Below are 15,558 nucleotides of genomic sequence, written 5' to 3'. Positions count from 1 at the left end.
GGCCCGGCGCCTGAAGGAATCGGCCCGCCGGAAGCCGCACTTCCGCAGAGGGCGGGCCGCCTTCGCGCCCTTCCTTCGGCTTCATGGAGCGGCCCGTCTACGGCAGCCGAGCCAGCCGCTCCTCGGCGAGCCGGCCGGCTGCCGCGGCGGTGGACAGGCCGTCCGCCCGGGCCCGGCGGAACACCTCGGCAAGCGTCGGGCAGATCGCCTCCACCCGCCGCTTGACCGCGTCCCGGGTGCAGCCGTCCAGCTCCGCCGCCGTGGCGATCACCCCGCCCGCGTTTACGGCGTAATCGGGCGCGTACAAAATGCCGCGCGCGCCGAGGGCGTCCGCGACCCCGTCCGCCGCCAGCTGATTGTTTGCGGCGCCCGCGACCACCCGGCACCGGAGCCGCTCGGCGGCGTCCGCCGTCAGGATGCCGCCCAGGGCGCACGGCGCGAACGCGTCGCATTCCTGGTGGTCCGCCTGACCGGGCGGAACGAGCCGGGCGGCAAAGTCCCGGACCGCCCGTTCCGCCCGCGCGGGGGCGATGTCGCTCACGATCAGGTCCGCGCCGGCCTCGCTCAGGTAGCGGCACAGAAAGTACCCGACCTTGCCCACCCCCTGGACGACCACTTTTCGCCCCAAGACCGCGGAATCGCCCAGCCGCTCCCCGAAGGCGGCCTGGAGGCCGAGATAGACCCCGTAAGCCGTCATCTCCGCGGTAAAATCGTCCTCCGCGCCGAGCGATCCGGTCATATCCGTGACGTGATCGGTCTCCAGCGCGATCCAGTCCATGTCCCGCACCGTCGTACCCAGATCAATTCCGGTGATGTACCGGCCGCCCAGCCGCTCAATGCACTTGCCGAGCGCGCGGAACAAGGCTTCGCTTTTGTCCGTGTCCGGGTTTCCCCAAACGACCGCCTTGCCGCCCCCGTAAGGAAGGCCCGCCAGCGCCGATTTGTAGGTCATGCTTTGGGCCAGGCGCAGGGCGTCTTCGACCGCCTCCCGTTCGGAGGCGTAGGCGCGCATCCGGCACCCGCCGAGAGCCGGGCCCGCTTGGGTATGATGAAGGGCGATGACGGCCTTCAGGCCGCTGCCCGGGTCCTGAAAAAAGCCCAGCTCCTCAAATCCCCCTTGCCGCAAAGCTTCCCAAATCTCCATTATGTATCCCTCCTGACCGGTCCGATCGCAGGAAAACCGGAACCTCCGCTTTTCATACTCTATTCGCGTCAAGCCGCCGGGTTGCTCATTTCGGCCTCCGAAACCTTTGCGGAACGGAGCGTGGGTTCCGGCCGGGCCCGAGGCGGGGGGAGAACGGCTAAAGCGAAAATTTCCGGCCAAAAGAACGGGGAAACGCGGATTTCCCGCGCCGCCATCCTTTATAATGAAACGGATGAGAGCGCTGGAAGAGCGCTCGGAAGAACGAAGGAGCGAAGCAACCGTGGAAAAAGAAGTGGAAGCGCTGTTCGGTGAGCACGTGCTGCAAACGGCAGCCGAACGGTTCGCCCTTGCGGCGGGAGACTTTCAAAAGCGGGGCGATTTTGAGAACTACGTTTACGAGGCGGTGAAAGACGGGGTTCCCGTCATTTTGCGCCTGACGCACAGCAGCCACCGCCGGGAGAACGAAATTGAAGGGGAGATGGACTGGATCGGGCATCTGCTCGACGAGGGTGTGCGCATTCCGGCGTATTATCGGTCCCGGGACGGCCGCCGGACGGAACGGATCGAGACGGGGAATTCCTACTTCACGGCGGTGGTGTTCGAGAAAGCCCCGGGGAAACAGGCACGTGCGTCCGAGCCTGCGGTATGGAACGAGGGGCTTTACCGGGAATGGGGAGCGGTCACGGGGCGGATGCACCGCGCTACGACGGCGTACGAACGCCCGCCCCAGGAAACGGCCCGTCCGTCCTGGAACGAAGAAGAACTGTTCGTTAACGCGGCAAACTACGTGCAGCCCGGAGACGAATACGTATTGGACCGTCTGAAGGCGGTGCTGGAGCGGCTTGGCGCCCTGCCCCGGAAAAAGGACAGCTACGGCTTAATTCATACCGATATTCACTCGGGTAACTTTTTCGTGGACGGCGGAAACCTGCATGTGTTTGACTTTGACGACTGCGGCTATACCTGGTTTGCCCACGACATTGCCATTCCGCTTTATTACGCCGTCACCTGGGAGACTCCCGAAGAATACAGCGGGGACCGGACCGCATACGCAGCCGGCTTTTTCCGGTCGTTTTGGAACGGCTACCGGGAGGAATACCCGCTTGCGCCGGAGTGGCTGGAGACGCTGCCCGACTTCCTGAAGCTGCGGGACATCGTGCTGTACCTGGTGCTGTACAAAAAAGAAGGCGCCATTGAAAGCGGCAGCCGGCTCGCGGGCTGGCTGAACGAAATCAAAGACCGCATCCGTCGGGACGCACCGATTGTCGAGCTGGATTACCGAACGCTCGCGGACGGACGCTGACGGCGGTCCGGTCCTGCCGCCGCAAACATCCCCTTGCGCAAAGACGCCCGGCACTCCTCCGCATCTGCGGGATGAACGCCGGGCGTCGGGACGCGGGGGATTTTTTCTTTAGGCGCACGGCGCTCGGTATCGCTTTAATAGCAGCTCTATTATGCGCCCGTGCGCCAGGCGGCAAACAGCGGCCCGTCCGCCGCGCAGCTTCTTCTTGTTATTTCCCCGGAAAAGCCGTGCGTGAAAACCGGCGGGCGGCATGCCGCAAACCATGCACCAGGAAGGACGCAAACCGTTTGAACCGCTATTGATCCGCCGGGAATTGGGATTTGAGACGGGGGCTTTTTTGGTATATGATGATTCTGTATGCCGTTTTGCCGCCGGGCGGTCAAAATAGCCGAATACAGCGAAACGAGAGGACCCCGATGACGACACCCAAATCCCTTCACTATACAATGCCCGCGGAGTGGGCCCCCCACGACCGCACCTTGATTTCCTGGCCGGTGCAGGCTTCTATGTGCTACCCTGGCGATTATGAAGCCGTCTGCGGCGGCTATGCCCGGCTGATCGAGGCGATTGCCGAGTTCGAGCCGGTTACCGTCCTCGTAAACCCTGAGGAGCAAGAGCAGGTGGCCCGTCTTCTGACGGGCGAGCGGATCGAGCTTCTGCCGGTCCGGCACAACGACGCCTGGCTGCGCGACAACGGCCCGACCTTTGTGGTCGGCCGGGATGGCGTAGTAGCGGGCATCAACTGGCGCTTTAACGCCTGGGGCGGCAAATACGCGCCGTGGGACCTTGACGATGCGGTGGCCCCGCAGGTGCTGGCGCATGTTGGGGCAAAGCAGTTCGACGCGCCGCTCGTGATGGAGGGCGGGTCCTTCCATACAGACGGAGAAGGCACGCTTCTGACGACGGAGGAGTGCCTGCTCAACCCGAACCGCAACCCGGACTTGACCCGCGGGCAGATTGAGGAATACCTGAGGGACTACCTGAACGTCGAGAAGATTATCTGGCTGAAAAGAGGGCTCGACGGCGACGAAACGGACGGCCACGTAGACAACGCCGCCTGCTTTGCGGCGCCGGGCAAGATCGTGCTTCAGGTCTGCCATGATCCCGAGGACCCCAATTTTGCCATCACGCAGGAGAATCTGGCGATTTTGCGGGCTTCCATGGACGCCAAGGGCCGTTCCTTCGAAATCGTCGAAATCGAACAGCCGCCTTATGCGAGCCATGAAGACCAGCGGCTTACGCTCAGCTACCTGAACTTCTACTTCGTAAACGGCGGCATCATCCTGCCGGTATTCGGCGGCGCGGCGGCGGAAACGGACCGGAAGGCGGAAGAAGCTCTGGCCGCCGCGTTTCCGGACCGGCGCATCCGAACCGTGGACGGCATGGCCGTGATCCGCGAGGGCGGAAACGTGCACTGCACGACCCAGCAGATGCCGGCGGGCAAACGGTAAAGGCAAAACGAAAAATGCCAGTCAGCGCGGCATTCCGATAACCGGACCCTTTTCGCGGGTTCATCACTTTGCACACTACAAGGAGGAGAGACGCTTTGAGAAACGTAAAAGTGGCGGCCACGCAGATGAGCTGCTCGGGAAGCATCGAAGACAACATCGCCAAAGCGGATGCTCTGGTCCGCCGGGCGGCGGCCGAAGGAGCGCAGATCATTTTGCTCCAGGAGCTGTTCGAGACCCCTTACTTTTGCCAGAAAGAAAAATCCGACTATTACCACTACGCCACCGAATGCGAGCAAAACCGCGCCGTCAACCATTTCCGGGAAGTCGCCCGGGAGCTCGGCGTGGTGCTGCCGATCAGCTTTTATGAGAAGAAAAACTATGCCCGCTACAACTCGCTGGCCGTGATCGACGCCGACGGGAGCGTACTGGGCACGTACCGCAAAAGCCACATTCCCGACGGACCGGGCTACGAGGAGAAGTTTTACTTTAATCCCGGCGACACCGGCTTCAAGGTGTGGAACACGAAGTACGCCAAGATCGGCGTCGGCATTTGCTGGGACCAATGGTACCCGGAAGCGGCGCGCTGCATGGCGCTGATGGGAGCGGAGCTGCTGTTCTACCCGACGGCGATCGGCTCGGAGCCGCAGGACAGCGGCATCGACTCGAAGGATCACTGGCAGATGTGCATGCTCGGCCATGCCGCCGCCAACCTGATGCCCGTCATCGCTTCGAACCGCATCGGCGTCGAAGAGGACGACGAATCGAAGATCACATTCTACGGCTCTTCGTTTATCGCCGGGCCTCAGGGCAACAAGATAGCCGAAGCGGGACGCGGCGAGGAAGCCGTATTGACGGCGGAGTTCGACCTGGATCAGCTGGAGGTGCAGCGGATCGAGTGGGGCGTGTTCCGCGACCGCCGGCCGGAGCTGTACAAAATTATCGCCACTTATGACGGAGAAACCTTTCCCCGCTAAACGGCTGTCCGGAGCGCGGGCCGCGGACCGGGCGAGAGCCGCCGGCTGGCGGCGGAATGATCACGGAAAAGAGGCGTTTGCATGAGCTTGGCGGCCCTTTTGGCCTCCTTTACGGAGGAGGATTTGCGCAACCTTCTGGAGAAATACCGGTCGTTCGGGCCATTGCCGGGCATTTTTCTGACCTTTTTGAAGTCGTTTGTTCCGCCGCTGCCCACCATCGTGCTTGTCGGACTGAACGCGGCCGTTTACGGGCTGTGGCCGGGGTTCTTTTACTCGTGGCTGGGGCTTGTGGCCGGCTGCGCGACGACCTTCCTGCTGGTGCGCAAAGCGGCGTCGGCCCGGTTTATTGAACGGTGGGCGGCAAAGCCGCGGGTGGAGAAAAGCCTGGTCTGGATTCGCCGCAACGCATTCAGCTATGTCTTCTTGCTGAGTCTGTTTCCGGTCGGGCCGTTCGTGGTGATCAACATCGCCGCCGCCATCGCCCGGATGAAGCTGCGGTCTTTTCTGATTGCCCTCATGTTCGGCAAAGCGATTATGGTGATGGCCATTTCCTACATCGGCTCGGAGCTGGAGCGGTTTGCGGAGCGTCCGTACGAGCTGGTTTACGTGCTGCTGTTCGTTTTGCTTTCGCTTTGGGCCAGCAAGAAGATCGAGGCGTATTTTACGCGCGAGCGGCCGGGAAAAACGAGAAGCGGCGGCATCGGCGCGGACGAAGGAAGATAACGTGCGTGGACCACCCCGGCGGGATTTGCCGGGGTTTTTCGGCTGATGCGGAGTTGCGTAGGGTGCCGGGAGCTGCTCTGGCGCAGAGTCGGCTTTCTTTTTCTTGACGCGGGGGTATAAGGCTTGCGAGGGCAAACCTGTCGGAGAACAGCATAAGGAACGGGGAGGAACGAAGGATGAACATTGTTTTGCTGGGGCTGCCCGGATCGGGCAAGGGCACGCAGGCGGCAAGAATCGCGGAGGCGGCGGGACTGCCGCATATCTCGACGGGCGATCTTTTCCGCAAAGCCTGCAAGGAGCAGACCGAGCTTGGGCTGCTGGCTCATCAGTATATGACGGCGGGGGAGCTGGTGCCGGACGAGGTGACGATTGGCCTGGCGCTGGACCGGCTGGAGGACCGGGATTGCCAAAAGGGCTTCCTGCTCGACGGCTTTCCCCGTAACCTTATTCAGGCGGAAGCGCTGGAATATGACCTGGAGGCGAAAGGACGCGGCATTGACAAGGCGGTGCTCCTGGAGACGGACGAGGCTGTTTTGCTGGCGCGGCTTACGGGCCGACGGACGTGCGCCGGCTGCGGGGCCATCTACCACGTGGTCGAGAAGCCGCCCCGTAAAGCGGATACCTGTGACACATGCGGAGAAGCGCTGCACCAGCGCGAGGATGACCGGGAGGAAACGGTAAAAGAGCGCCTGCGCGTCAACGGGGAGCTGACCCGGCAGCTGGCGCGGTTTTATGCGGATCGCGGGGTGCTGCACCGGGTCAACGGGCTGCTCCCGGTGACGAAAGTAACGGAAGCCATTTTGCAAACGCTGAAAAGCTGACCTGCGAGCGGGCGGTATGGTTGGGAGCAGGATTGGCAAAAGGACGAATGGTTGCGCGAAGCGGAGCGTTCGTTTGGTCAGGTGCCCCCGCCGGTTGAATCGGCGGGGGGGTTGGCGTCGGTCAAGACGGCAGTCAGCAGGTAGCGCTTGGGGGCGGACCCGACGTACCGGAACGGGTAGCAGGTCACCAGGGTGAGGCTGGCTTCCCCGCTGTCCCGGATTGCCAGCCGGTCTCCGCCGTCGACGATCCGGCTTCCCGTTATCCGGTAGACAAACCGGCCCCGGACCGTTTCCACTTCGACGGTGTCGTCCGGCTCAAGCTTGCCGAGCCCCCGGAACACGGTATCCCGGTGGCCGGCGATGACACTGCTGCCTTGGGCACCTGGTGCCGCGGTGCCGGGGGCATGCCCCGCCCCGGCGGCCAGCTGCGCGTGACCGGTTCCTTCCAGCAGGGCCATGCGTTTGTCCAGCCGGGGCAAATACAGCTCGCCGATGACAGCTCCTTCGCGGAAGCCGCCGCCCGCTCCTGCGGGGAATCGGGCTTCTTCCGCGAATCCGGGCGGCAGCGGCGTTTCATCGGCAGGGCGCGCCGCTTCAAATAGCTGCGGCGGGCCCGGGGCTGACGCACCGATGCCCGGCGCACCGGCCGGAAGTGCGAGGCGGAAGAGCGCACTCGGCGGATAGCCGAGGTCAAACCGGGCCAAGTGCCGGGCTTCTGACGGCTGCTGCGCGTGCTCCGGCGCTGCGGCGGCTTCCTGCTTGATCCGCTCCCACTCCGTCAGCGCGCGTTCGGCGCGGTACGGGGCCGCGAGCATCTGGAACAGGGCGTAAGCCGTCACGCCAAGCGAAACGAGCAGCAGCACCTTTGCCGTATGGTGCAGAGTGGAGCGGCGACGGCTCATGCTTGCGTCCTCCCTGCGGTGTTTATGACGGCCGTTTGCTACGGCGGATGACAATCAGGCAGACGATGGAGACGAGTGCGCCGCCAATCGCCAGATTCACCCACGGTGTCGCGGTGTCCGGCAGGGCGCTTCCTTCCGGCGTCTCAGCCGCCGGTCCGCCAAGCGGGACGCCGTCCTCGTCGACCGTGACGATTCCGCCGTCCGGGGAGACGGCGGTGCCGGCGCCCGGCCCGGGCGTTCCGTCCGGCGATGAGGAAGCGCCGCCGGGCGAGGGTGTGGCGGAGCCGCCTGGCGAAGGCGAGGCGGAGCCACCGGGCGAAGGCGTAGCGGAGCCGCCGGGCGAGGGTNTGTGGCGGAGCCGCCGGGCGAAGGCGTAGCGGAGCCGCCGGGCGTAGGCGTAGCGGAGCCACCGGGCGAAGGCGTAGCGGAGCCGCCGGGCGAGGGCGTGGCGGAGCCGCCGGGCGAAGGCGTAGCAGAGCCGCCGGGCGAAGGCTCGGGCTGTTCGTCGGCAACGGCGGTAAAGTCGAAGGCAACGACCGCCTGCTTTTCCTGATACTCGTTCCCCGCCTCCGGCGGGAAGAGGACGGAGAAGTCGAGCCGGTCCTCGGCCCTTTTGTCCAGCTGGCCGACCGTAACATCCTGCTCCAGTTCGCGCAGGCTTCCTTCATAAACGACCCTTTCGCCGTCCTTGACGCTTACCCGCAGCAGCGCAAACAAGCTCGGATCGCCCGATTCCAGCCGGGAAGCGACCTGATAAGCAAAATCCGTTTCGCCCGCGTTAACCACCTTAAGCGTTGAGGTTACCCGATCCCCCGGACTCATGTTATCCGCATTCAAAAAAGAACTCGGCGCCGTGCTGATCTGAAGCCGCACCGTCTCCTCCGCGCTTGCTCCGCGCACATGCCAAAACAGCCCGGTCAAAAGGACCAGGCTGTAGCCGCCGATTGCATAAGCCCGCATTTTTTTACGCACCGCCATCGTTCCCTTCCCGTCAGATCAAATCCGAAATCAGCCGCGGCGGGCTCCCCGCAAGATCACGGCAAAGGGGTCTTGCTATTTTGGCAACATGAGATGTTAAAGGAGGACCGTTCGTTATAATGAACATAATCCCATTATATAGAAATTATTACTGGGTGAAAAGCAGAAAAGTTGTTCTCCTTCAACGAATGTTCGTCGGAAAGAACAACTTTTCTCTCAGGCGCCGCAGCGAACCATCATAAACAAGAAATCATATGCATGGACAACGAAAAATCCCGCAACCGCAGAGCCGTCCGCCCGATTGATCGCCATCGTTAACCTTACTGACGGCTTAAAGCCTAGCCGGCTTGTTGTCTTCGCACGCAAAAAGGCGAGACCTGTCTAACGGTTGCCACAGAGCTTAATGAAGCAAAAATGAGCGTTGAAAAATTCTAACGGTTGCCATGGAGCTTATTGCCTTGTTTTTGGGCCGGAATGGCCTCTTTTTCCCTGAATAAGCCCTGTGGCAACCGTTACATTTGAAAAAGGCCGTTTTTTCAGCAAATAGCCTCTGTGGCAACCGTTAGAACGAGGGGAGGGCCAGCGTGCCGCAACAGCTGCCGTAAGTAGCCCTAAGTGTAGCTCTGTGTATATTCCTAAGTATAGCCACACGTATATCTCCATGTATATTCCTTAGTATATATATGTATAGCCCTAAGCATAGCCCTATGTATATCCCTAAGCGTATCCCTAAGCATAGCCCTATATATAGCCTATGTATATCCTATCCCTAAGTATATATTATATCTCTAAGCATAGCCGTAACCGTTGCCGCAACAGTAGCCTCAACAGTAGCCTCAACAGTAGCCTCAAAGTAGCCGTGAATCCGTCTCGTAAGCTGCCGTTTATTCGACGTCACGCGACGTCACTCTTCCCACACGAACGCGTCTTCTCCCGTCTCTTTTACCGCCGTCCACCGTATGTCGTCCGTCTCCCAGTTGCGATAAGAAAATGTGAAGCGGTAAGGCCGCAATGCCGCGCCGACACCGCCCTCGACCCAGCGATCCAGCTCCGCCAAATACCGGTTCAGGTAAGACACGGCTTCGTCCCGCCGGATGTCTTGGGGCCCGGACAGCGTGACCGATAACCGCATCCACGCCGGTTCGACTGTGCTCTTTCCTGTTAAGAGATCGTCTTTTCTGAATCCTGCAACTCCCTGCATAAGAAGCGAGCTAAGGTCCATGTTGAGGCGGCTTTCCTCGTAAAGCGAAACAATCCGGTAAGCCGGCAGCCAGAGAAAAGGGAGATACTTCGCCTCCACGACAGCGACAAGCTGTGTTTCGCCCAGCATAAAAATTTCGTAACGGCGGCCATGCTCGCCATGCCGCACATTCTCCCAGCGCAGCCCGGCATCCGGGTCGGCCCGCAAAAGCGCCGCAACCGGCTCATGCGCATGCAAAGCTTGCTCCATCTGGGCATGACGGTTCCATTTGGAATGGCCCGCGGCAAACAATAAGACACCGGCAATGCTGATGCCGAAAAGCAGCCGCCGGAGCGTCTCCGGCTTCACCTCCAATCGGCCGAAAATCAAATAACCGGCCCCGAGCAGAAGCCCCAGCATCAAACAAGTAGCCCCAACATTATAAAGCATCGCCCATGCGCTCCTTTTGGCGGCAGCTGGCAGTCGGAAAAATCGAAGGAATGCAGCCAATCGGCCGCTGCGGCCCAATTACCCGTTCGCCTCCGAGAAAGCCATACGAAAAGCCCGACCGTAATTCAGATTACCTTATGTTACCACCAGAGGCGGTGCCGCGAATAGTCTTTCTTTGGCCGGAAAAGCAACTAAGATTGAACTTGAAAAATTGATAGAAGAGAGATTCGGCGAAGGGGGGGCTTAATAGGGAGTGTGAACCCTAACAGAAGCCGCAAAAATTAAAAGTGTCCTGCTTGCGATAAAATGCAATATATTGCATACTGGGAGCATGAAAAAAACGATGATTCTACCCATTTCCCGCTCCTCCCTGCGGGACGAAGTTTATCGGACGCTCAAAAAAATGATTTTGCTGATGGAGTTCGCGCCCGGTGAACGGCTGAACGACATGGAGCTGGCCGCCCGCTTCGGCGTAAGCCGGACGCCGGTGCGCGAGGCGATGAAACGGCTGGAGGACGAGGGGCTGGTCGAATCGGTGCCCGGCGTCGCGACAAAGGTCGCGCCGCTTGATCCGAAGGCCGCCGGTGACGCGTTTCCGGTCGTGGCTGCGCTGCATGCGCTGGCGGTCCGCCTGGCCGTTCCCCGGCTGACGGCTGCCGACCTGGACCGTCTGGAGGAGCAAAACGAAGCGTTCCGCGCCGCTTTTCAGGAAGAAGATGCATTGACGACGATCGAAGCGGACGCCGCTTTTCACCGGACGCTGCTGCTGGCCGCACAAAACCCCGCCCTGCTGCTGGCGCTTGACCGGGTCGAGCATAAGATCGTGCGCTTGGAGATCGCCCAATTCCGGTCCAAGCGGCGCGTGCAGTCCTTTGAGCAGCACCGGAGGATTATCGGGGCCTGCCGGGCTTCGGACGCGGAGGAGGCGGCCCGGTTAACGGAGGAAAACTGGAGCTCGCTCGGAGAGTGGCTGTTAAGCGGGGGCGAGAGGGGGGCGGACTGATGCGGCCGATCATACTGGGGGTTGCAGCGGCTTTCTTTTTTGCTTCTTCGTTTGTACTGAACCGCTCCATGTCGCTGACCGGCGGAAGCTGGCTGTGGAGCGCTTCGCTGCGCTACCTGTTCATGCTGCCGCTGCTTTGGCTGCTTGTGGCCCGGAAGGGCGGCATCCGCCCGCTTTTCGCGGAGATGCGCCGCGCGCCCGGGCCGTGGCTTCTTTGGAGCTGCATTGGGTTCGGGCTGTTTTATGCGCCTCTGGCGTTTGCGTCCGCGTATGCGCCCGCCTGGCTAGTCGCGGGCACCTGGCAGGTCACAATTGTGGCGGGGACGCTTCTGGTGCCGCTATTTTACGAATCCGGGGCGGGGGCGGGCGGGATGCAGCGGCAGCGCAAAGCCATCCCGCTCGGGGGCCTGGCCGTTTCGCTGGTCATTCTCGCCGGAGTGGCGGTCATGCAGGCCGAACAGGCCCAGAGCGTGCCGGCGGGTACGCTGCTCCTGGGCATTCTCCCGGTGCTTGCGGCGGCGTTCGCCTATCCGCTGGGGAACCGGAAGATGATGGAGGTCTGCGGCGGCCGGCTGGATACCTTTCAGCGGGTGCTCGGCATGACCATCGCCAGCCTCCCGGTCTGGATCGCGCTTTCCGCCGTTGCGCTCGTCAAGCATGGGCCTCCTTCCTCCAGCCAGACGCTGCAATCGGTTGTGGTGGCGGTGCTGTCCGGCATTGTGGCCACGGGCCTGTTTTTCCGCGCAACGGAGCTGGTGCGCACGGATATGGCCAAGATGGCCGCCGTCGAGGCGACGCAATCCGGGGAGGTGCTGTTCACTGTGCTGGCTGAAGCCGCGCTGCTGGGAGCCTACCCTTCGCCGCTGGCATGGGCGGGCATGGGGCTGGTCATCGGGGGGATGATTCTGCACAGCGTGCAGTCGCTTTCCCCGGCCCGGATGAAAAAAGCGGCTGCTGCCGGGGAATAGCGGATGAAGGAGCAACCGGAGCAGCTGAGGAGTGAATGGCTGGCGAGGGAGCAACTGGAAAAGCTGAGGAGTGAATGGCTAGCGAGGGAGCAGCTGCAGCAGCAGAGGAAGTATAGCGGATGAAAGAAACGGGCGAAGAAAAAGCGGCGGGCAAAGGGACAACGTTCTTCAGCTGCCGCAACGGTAAGGTCATCCGGCAAACGACTTACATAGCTTGATTAACGGTTTCCCGCATCCGGTCCGCCGGCTGACGCCTGCCCCAAGTGCTCTGCATCCAGTCCGCCTCTAACGCCTGCCCCTATGTCCCGCATCCGGTTCGCCGCCCAACACCCGCCTGCTGTTCCACAGTCCGCCGGCTGCGCAAAAAAGGACGCAAGCCCAATGCTTGCGTCCTTTCCGCACTTTTTAACCCGTAAACTGGCTCCCTTTTACCGGCTGCGAATCCAGACGGTCATCTCGCCGGGCTCGCGGTTGCACCAGGCGAAGTAAGGCACCGCTTGGAACAACAAGGGCTTTTGCTCTGGCGCCTGCGTACGATAAAGCGCTCCGCTTGCACTGTCCGCCGGGGCGGCGCGCAGCGCCTCGCCGGTCAGTACGGTGACCCCGCCCAGCAGATCCGGGTCGAAATGGGCCGCCACCGGAGCCTCGTCCGGGAGGGTGATGGCGGACAGATTGGCCCCGTTATCCGCTTCCTCCAGGCAGTACACCACCGGTCCGCGCTGAAGGGCGACTTTTCCCGCCGCATCCCGCACGAAGGGATGCGCCCGTACCCGTTCCACCGGCATGTCCAGAGAAAGCTCGACGACGTCGCCGTCCATCCATTCCCGGCGCAGCTTCAAGTAGCCGCCTTCAACCGGAGAGAGAGGCGTTTCCTCTCCGTTGACCGTAACGGAAGCCTGCCTGCACCAGCCGGGCACCCGCAGCGCGAGGGTGAAGACGCCGAGGTTATGATCCGCTTCCGGACCGCCGGCGGAAGCCAAACCGCCGTTTTCTCCTCCGGCAGCCGCTTCCGGTTCTGTTTCGCTGTTCCCGTGCGTTTTACCGCCATTTTCCGCCGCCTGCACTTCCAGCCGGATGCGCCCGTCCCACGGATAGTTGGATTCCTGGCGCAGCCGGACCGGCCGGCCGTCAAGCTCCGTGTCCAGCTCGCCGCTAATGTAGAGGTGAACGTAAAGCGAGTCGTCGCTCCGGTCAAGCGAATAGATATACTGGCCGAGCGAGGCGATCAGCCGGGCGATGTTCGGCGGGCAGCAGGCACAGCCGAACCAGGGCTGGCGGGTCGTTTTCACCGCGTCCATGTCGTGGCGGAAATGGGCCGTGTCCGGCCAAACCTCCAGCGGGTTGACGTAAAAATACTTTTTTCCGTCCAGCGAGATGCCGGAAAGGACCCCGTTGTACAGCGCCAGCTCCATCACGTCGGCGTAGCGGCGGTGGGGCTCCAGCCGCAGCATCCGGCTGGCCCAGAACATGAGGCCGATGGAGGCGCAGGTTTCGGCATAAGCCCGTTCGCCGGGGAGGTCGTACGGCACGGTGAAGCGCTCGCCGTGCGAGGAGGAGCCGATGCCTCCGGTGACGTACATTTTGCGCTCGGTGACATCCTCCCACAGCAGGCGGCACGCCTCCGCGAGCGATTCGTCTCCGTATTCGGCGGCCAGATCGGCCATGGCGCTGTACAGGTATACGGCGCGGACGGCGTGGCCTTCCGCAGTGGTTTGCTCGCGCACCGGAAGATGCGCCTGGAAGTAGTCGTACTTGGAGCCCCACCAGTGCTGCGCCCGGGATTCGCCCCGGTCGTCCGCTTCCTGGTCGAAGAAATGCGGCTCGCGTCCCCGTTCGTCCACAAAATAGCGGCTCAGCTCCAGATACTTCTCCTCGCCGGTCGCCCGGTACAGCTTGACCAGCGCCAGCTCGATTTCCGGGTGGCCGTCATAGCCGTGTTTTTGTCCGGGGCCCTTGCCGAAAACGGTTCCGATATAATCCGCATAACGACACATGATATCGAGAACGGCCCTTTTGCCGGTCGCTTCGTAATAGGCCACACCGGCTTCCATCAGATGCCCGGCGCAGTACAGCTCGTGGTTGTCGCGCAGGTTGGTCCAGCGGCCCCCCGGCTCTTTTACCGTATAAAACGTATTCAAATAACCGTCCGGCCGCTGCGCCCGCCCGAGCAGGGCGATCAGCTCGTCCGCAATCGCTTCCAGCTCCGGATTCGGCTCATTGGCCAGGGCGAAGCCGACGGTTTCCAGCCATTTTCCGAGATCGCTGTCCTGAAAGACCATGCCATAGAACTCGCCTTCCGCTTCTCCGGCTGCAAGGCGGAAGTTCTCAATGGTATGGCTCGGCTCCGCTCCCGGAATCGCGTCGTTCAGCGCGTCCCATTGGTAGGGAAGCACCGTGCCGGACACGTTTTTTTGCCGGGGCGTCCAAAAAGCATCCTGAATCTTCACCTGCCGCAGGTCGGGCGGTTCCGGCCGGCTCTGCTTCGATACGGGCGTTTTGCTCATAACGGTCTCCTTTTCGGGTCTGTGGTATAATGAAAGAAAGTGGACGGAACCGAAACAACCCGGTGTCCCGTACAAGGCCATCTTATCATCGCTGCGGGCGCTTGTAAGTAGCGGGGCTGGCATATTCGGTGGACAATACCGACCAGATGAACGGAGTCCGGCAGACGCGGGCGGATTCCCCGGACCGGGCAGCCATAGCAAGCCGGCACCAAACCGAATCGAGTCAAAAGGGGAGCGAAAATGAAGTATTTTCGAGCGGACATCCGCCAGCCGGTCGAATTTGTGTCCTGCGGGTATTTTGTATCGGAGCAGACTTGGATTCACGCCCGGCGGGTCATCGATTCCTGGGAGGTCATCATCGGCGTCGAAAAAAGCGTTTATCTGGAGCAGGGCGGCGAGGAGTACGAGGTGCGGCCGGGTTGTGTGCTGCTGCTTCCGCCGGACCGGATGCACCGGGGAACGCGGGAAAGCGAGGCGGGGGCGGCGTTTTACTGGTTTCATTTTTTGCCCCGGGGGGACTCGGAGATTTTGGAGGACCACACCGAAGCCGGGGGCATCATCCGCTGCTCATCGGACCCGGCCGGAATGCCGGAGGGGGAGGACATGACGGTTCGGCTGCCGTTCTTTTTTGAACCGCCCGAGCTGGAGCGGACGCGCATCCTGTTCAAGCAGCTTCAGCACGTCGCTCACTCGCCTTATTCGGTCCGGGCGGCGGCGGGGTATGCCGCCACTTCGCTTTTGATCGAGCTCTCGGAGCAAACGCTGGCTGCCGAACGGGCGGGCGGAAGCACGCGGGGGCCGGCGGATGCCGTGCTGCCGGAAATCATGGAATGGGTCCGGCTGCACGCGGCGGAGGATATTTCGGTGGCCGTCCTTGCGGAACGCTTCGGCTACAACAAAGATTACCTTTCGCGGCTGTTCAAGCGGAAGACCGGGCGGCCGGTTCAGGAGTACATTCATCTTTTGCGGCTGGAGCGGGCCAAGGAGCTGCTTACCCGCAGCGGCGGCAGCATCCGGGACATTGCCGAAAGCGTCGGCTTCCGCGATGAAAAGTATTTTATGCGCCTGTTTAAACGATACGAAAATCTGACGCCCGGCGAATACCGGAGAGCCTTTTACAACCTGCATCTGAACAACGGGTAATGGCAGTCAAAGCC

General features: G+C 61.9%; 12 protein-coding genes. 8 read left to right on the top strand and 4 right to left on the bottom strand.

All coding sequences use genetic code 11. From position 1 onward, the window contains the following. Nucleotides 1–97: 97 nt before the first annotated feature. On the bottom strand, nt 98–1,144 hold the full coding sequence (locus AC6I6H_RS06035; protein ID WP_497952834.1) for a Glu/Leu/Phe/Val family dehydrogenase: 1,047 nt from the start codon (nt 1,142–1,144) through the stop codon (nt 98–100). A 280-nt stretch (nt 1,145–1,424) separates the two neighbouring features. On the opposite strand from AC6I6H_RS06035, the gene AC6I6H_RS06030 reads away from it, so the two are divergent. From AC6I6H_RS06030 to AC6I6H_RS06010, 5 genes are all read left to right on the top strand, one after another. After that, complete coding sequence (locus AC6I6H_RS06030; RefSeq protein WP_497952833.1) at nt 1,425–2,447, top strand: phosphotransferase enzyme family protein; 1,023 nt, start codon at nt 1,425–1,427, stop codon at nt 2,445–2,447. A gap of 416 nt (nt 2,448–2,863) precedes the next feature. Beyond that, nucleotides 2,864–3,898 (top strand): agmatine deiminase family protein, encoded by a 1,035-nt coding sequence (locus AC6I6H_RS06025; RefSeq protein ID WP_497952832.1) that lies wholly within the window; start codon nt 2,864–2,866, stop codon nt 3,896–3,898. Nucleotides 3,899–3,993: 95 nt separating this feature from the next. After that, nucleotides 3,994–4,872: an N-carbamoylputrescine amidase gene (gene aguB / locus AC6I6H_RS06020; RefSeq protein WP_497952831.1), complete on the top strand. Its 879-nt coding sequence runs from the start codon at nt 3,994–3,996 to the stop codon at nt 4,870–4,872. A gap of 81 nt (nt 4,873–4,953) precedes the next feature. After that, nucleotides 4,954–5,595: a TVP38/TMEM64 family protein gene (locus AC6I6H_RS06015; protein WP_497952830.1), complete on the top strand. Its 642-nt coding sequence runs from the start codon at nt 4,954–4,956 to the stop codon at nt 5,593–5,595. Between the two features lie 176 nt (nt 5,596–5,771). Next, on the top strand, nt 5,772–6,416 hold the full coding sequence (locus AC6I6H_RS06010; RefSeq protein WP_497952829.1) for an adenylate kinase: 645 nt from the start codon (nt 5,772–5,774) through the stop codon (nt 6,414–6,416). Nucleotides 6,417–6,493: 77 nt separating this feature from the next. Here the strand turns inward: AC6I6H_RS06010 and srtD are convergent, their stop codons facing one another. Both srtD and AC6I6H_RS06000 read right to left on the bottom strand, forming a co-directional pair. After that, nucleotides 6,494–7,318, bottom strand: a complete 825-nt coding sequence (gene srtD, locus AC6I6H_RS06005; protein ID WP_497952828.1) for a class D sortase, LPxTATN-specific — start codon at nt 7,316–7,318, stop codon at nt 6,494–6,496. 1,882 nt (nt 7,319–9,200) lie between these two features. Continuing rightward, entirely contained in the window at nt 9,201–9,926 is a 726-nt protein-coding gene (locus AC6I6H_RS06000) for a hypothetical protein (protein ID WP_497952827.1), read from the bottom strand. A gap of 343 nt (nt 9,927–10,269) precedes the next feature. Between AC6I6H_RS06000 and AC6I6H_RS05995 the strand changes: the two genes are divergently transcribed. Continuing rightward, nucleotides 10,270–10,929 (top strand): GntR family transcriptional regulator, encoded by a 660-nt coding sequence (locus AC6I6H_RS05995; protein ID WP_497952826.1) that lies wholly within the window; start codon nt 10,270–10,272, stop codon nt 10,927–10,929. Further along, nucleotides 10,929–11,897: a DMT family transporter gene (locus tag AC6I6H_RS05990; protein WP_497952825.1), complete on the top strand. Its 969-nt coding sequence runs from the start codon at nt 10,929–10,931 to the stop codon at nt 11,895–11,897. The genes AC6I6H_RS05995 and AC6I6H_RS05990 overlap by 1 nt, the downstream gene beginning before the upstream one ends. A 428-nt stretch (nt 11,898–12,325) precedes the next feature. On the opposite strand, the gene AC6I6H_RS05985 is transcribed toward AC6I6H_RS05990, so the two are convergent. After that, on the bottom strand, nt 12,326–14,401 hold the full coding sequence (locus AC6I6H_RS05985; protein ID WP_497952824.1) for a glycoside hydrolase family 127 protein: 2,076 nt from the start codon (nt 14,399–14,401) through the stop codon (nt 12,326–12,328). Between the two features lie 240 nt (nt 14,402–14,641). Between AC6I6H_RS05985 and AC6I6H_RS05980 the strand changes: the two genes are divergently transcribed. Further along, nucleotides 14,642–15,544, top strand: a complete 903-nt coding sequence (locus AC6I6H_RS05980) for a helix-turn-helix domain-containing protein (protein ID WP_497952823.1) — start codon at nt 14,642–14,644, stop codon at nt 15,542–15,544. The last annotated feature ends 14 nt before the right edge of the window (nt 15,545–15,558 follow it).

Source organism: Gorillibacterium sp. sgz306347 (assembly GCF_059735245.1).
The sequence above is the reverse complement of the archived record's forward strand: the minus strand, read 5'-3'. Positions and strand labels throughout refer to the sequence as shown.

What these genes read in the sequence shown, in the direction of transcription:
- srtD (WP_497952828.1), bottom strand. Translation starts at nt 7,318, where the DNA reads ATGAGCCGTCGCCGCTCCACTCTGCACCATACGGCAAAGGTGCTGCTG.
- AC6I6H_RS05985 (WP_497952824.1), bottom strand. Translation starts at nt 14,401, where the DNA reads ATGAGCAAAACGCCCGTATCGAAGCAGAGCCGGCCGGAACCGCCCGAC.
- AC6I6H_RS06010 (WP_497952829.1), top strand. Translation starts at nt 5,772, where the DNA reads ATGAACATTGTTTTGCTGGGGCTGCCCGGATCGGGCAAGGGCACGCAG.
- AC6I6H_RS05990 (WP_497952825.1), top strand. Translation starts at nt 10,929, where the DNA reads ATGCGGCCGATCATACTGGGGGTTGCAGCGGCTTTCTTTTTTGCTTCT.
- AC6I6H_RS06000 (WP_497952827.1), bottom strand. Translation starts at nt 9,926, where the DNA reads ATGCTTTATAATGTTGGGGCTACTTGTTTGATGCTGGGGCTTCTGCTC.
- AC6I6H_RS05980 (WP_497952823.1), top strand. Translation starts at nt 14,642, where the DNA reads ATGAAGTATTTTCGAGCGGACATCCGCCAGCCGGTCGAATTTGTGTCC.
- AC6I6H_RS06025 (WP_497952832.1), top strand. Translation starts at nt 2,864, where the DNA reads ATGACGACACCCAAATCCCTTCACTATACAATGCCCGCGGAGTGGGCC.
- AC6I6H_RS06015 (WP_497952830.1), top strand. Translation starts at nt 4,954, where the DNA reads ATGAGCTTGGCGGCCCTTTTGGCCTCCTTTACGGAGGAGGATTTGCGC.
- AC6I6H_RS05995 (WP_497952826.1), top strand. Translation starts at nt 10,270, where the DNA reads ATGATTCTACCCATTTCCCGCTCCTCCCTGCGGGACGAAGTTTATCGG.
- AC6I6H_RS06035 (WP_497952834.1), bottom strand. Translation starts at nt 1,144, where the DNA reads ATGGAGATTTGGGAAGCTTTGCGGCAAGGGGGATTTGAGGAGCTGGGC.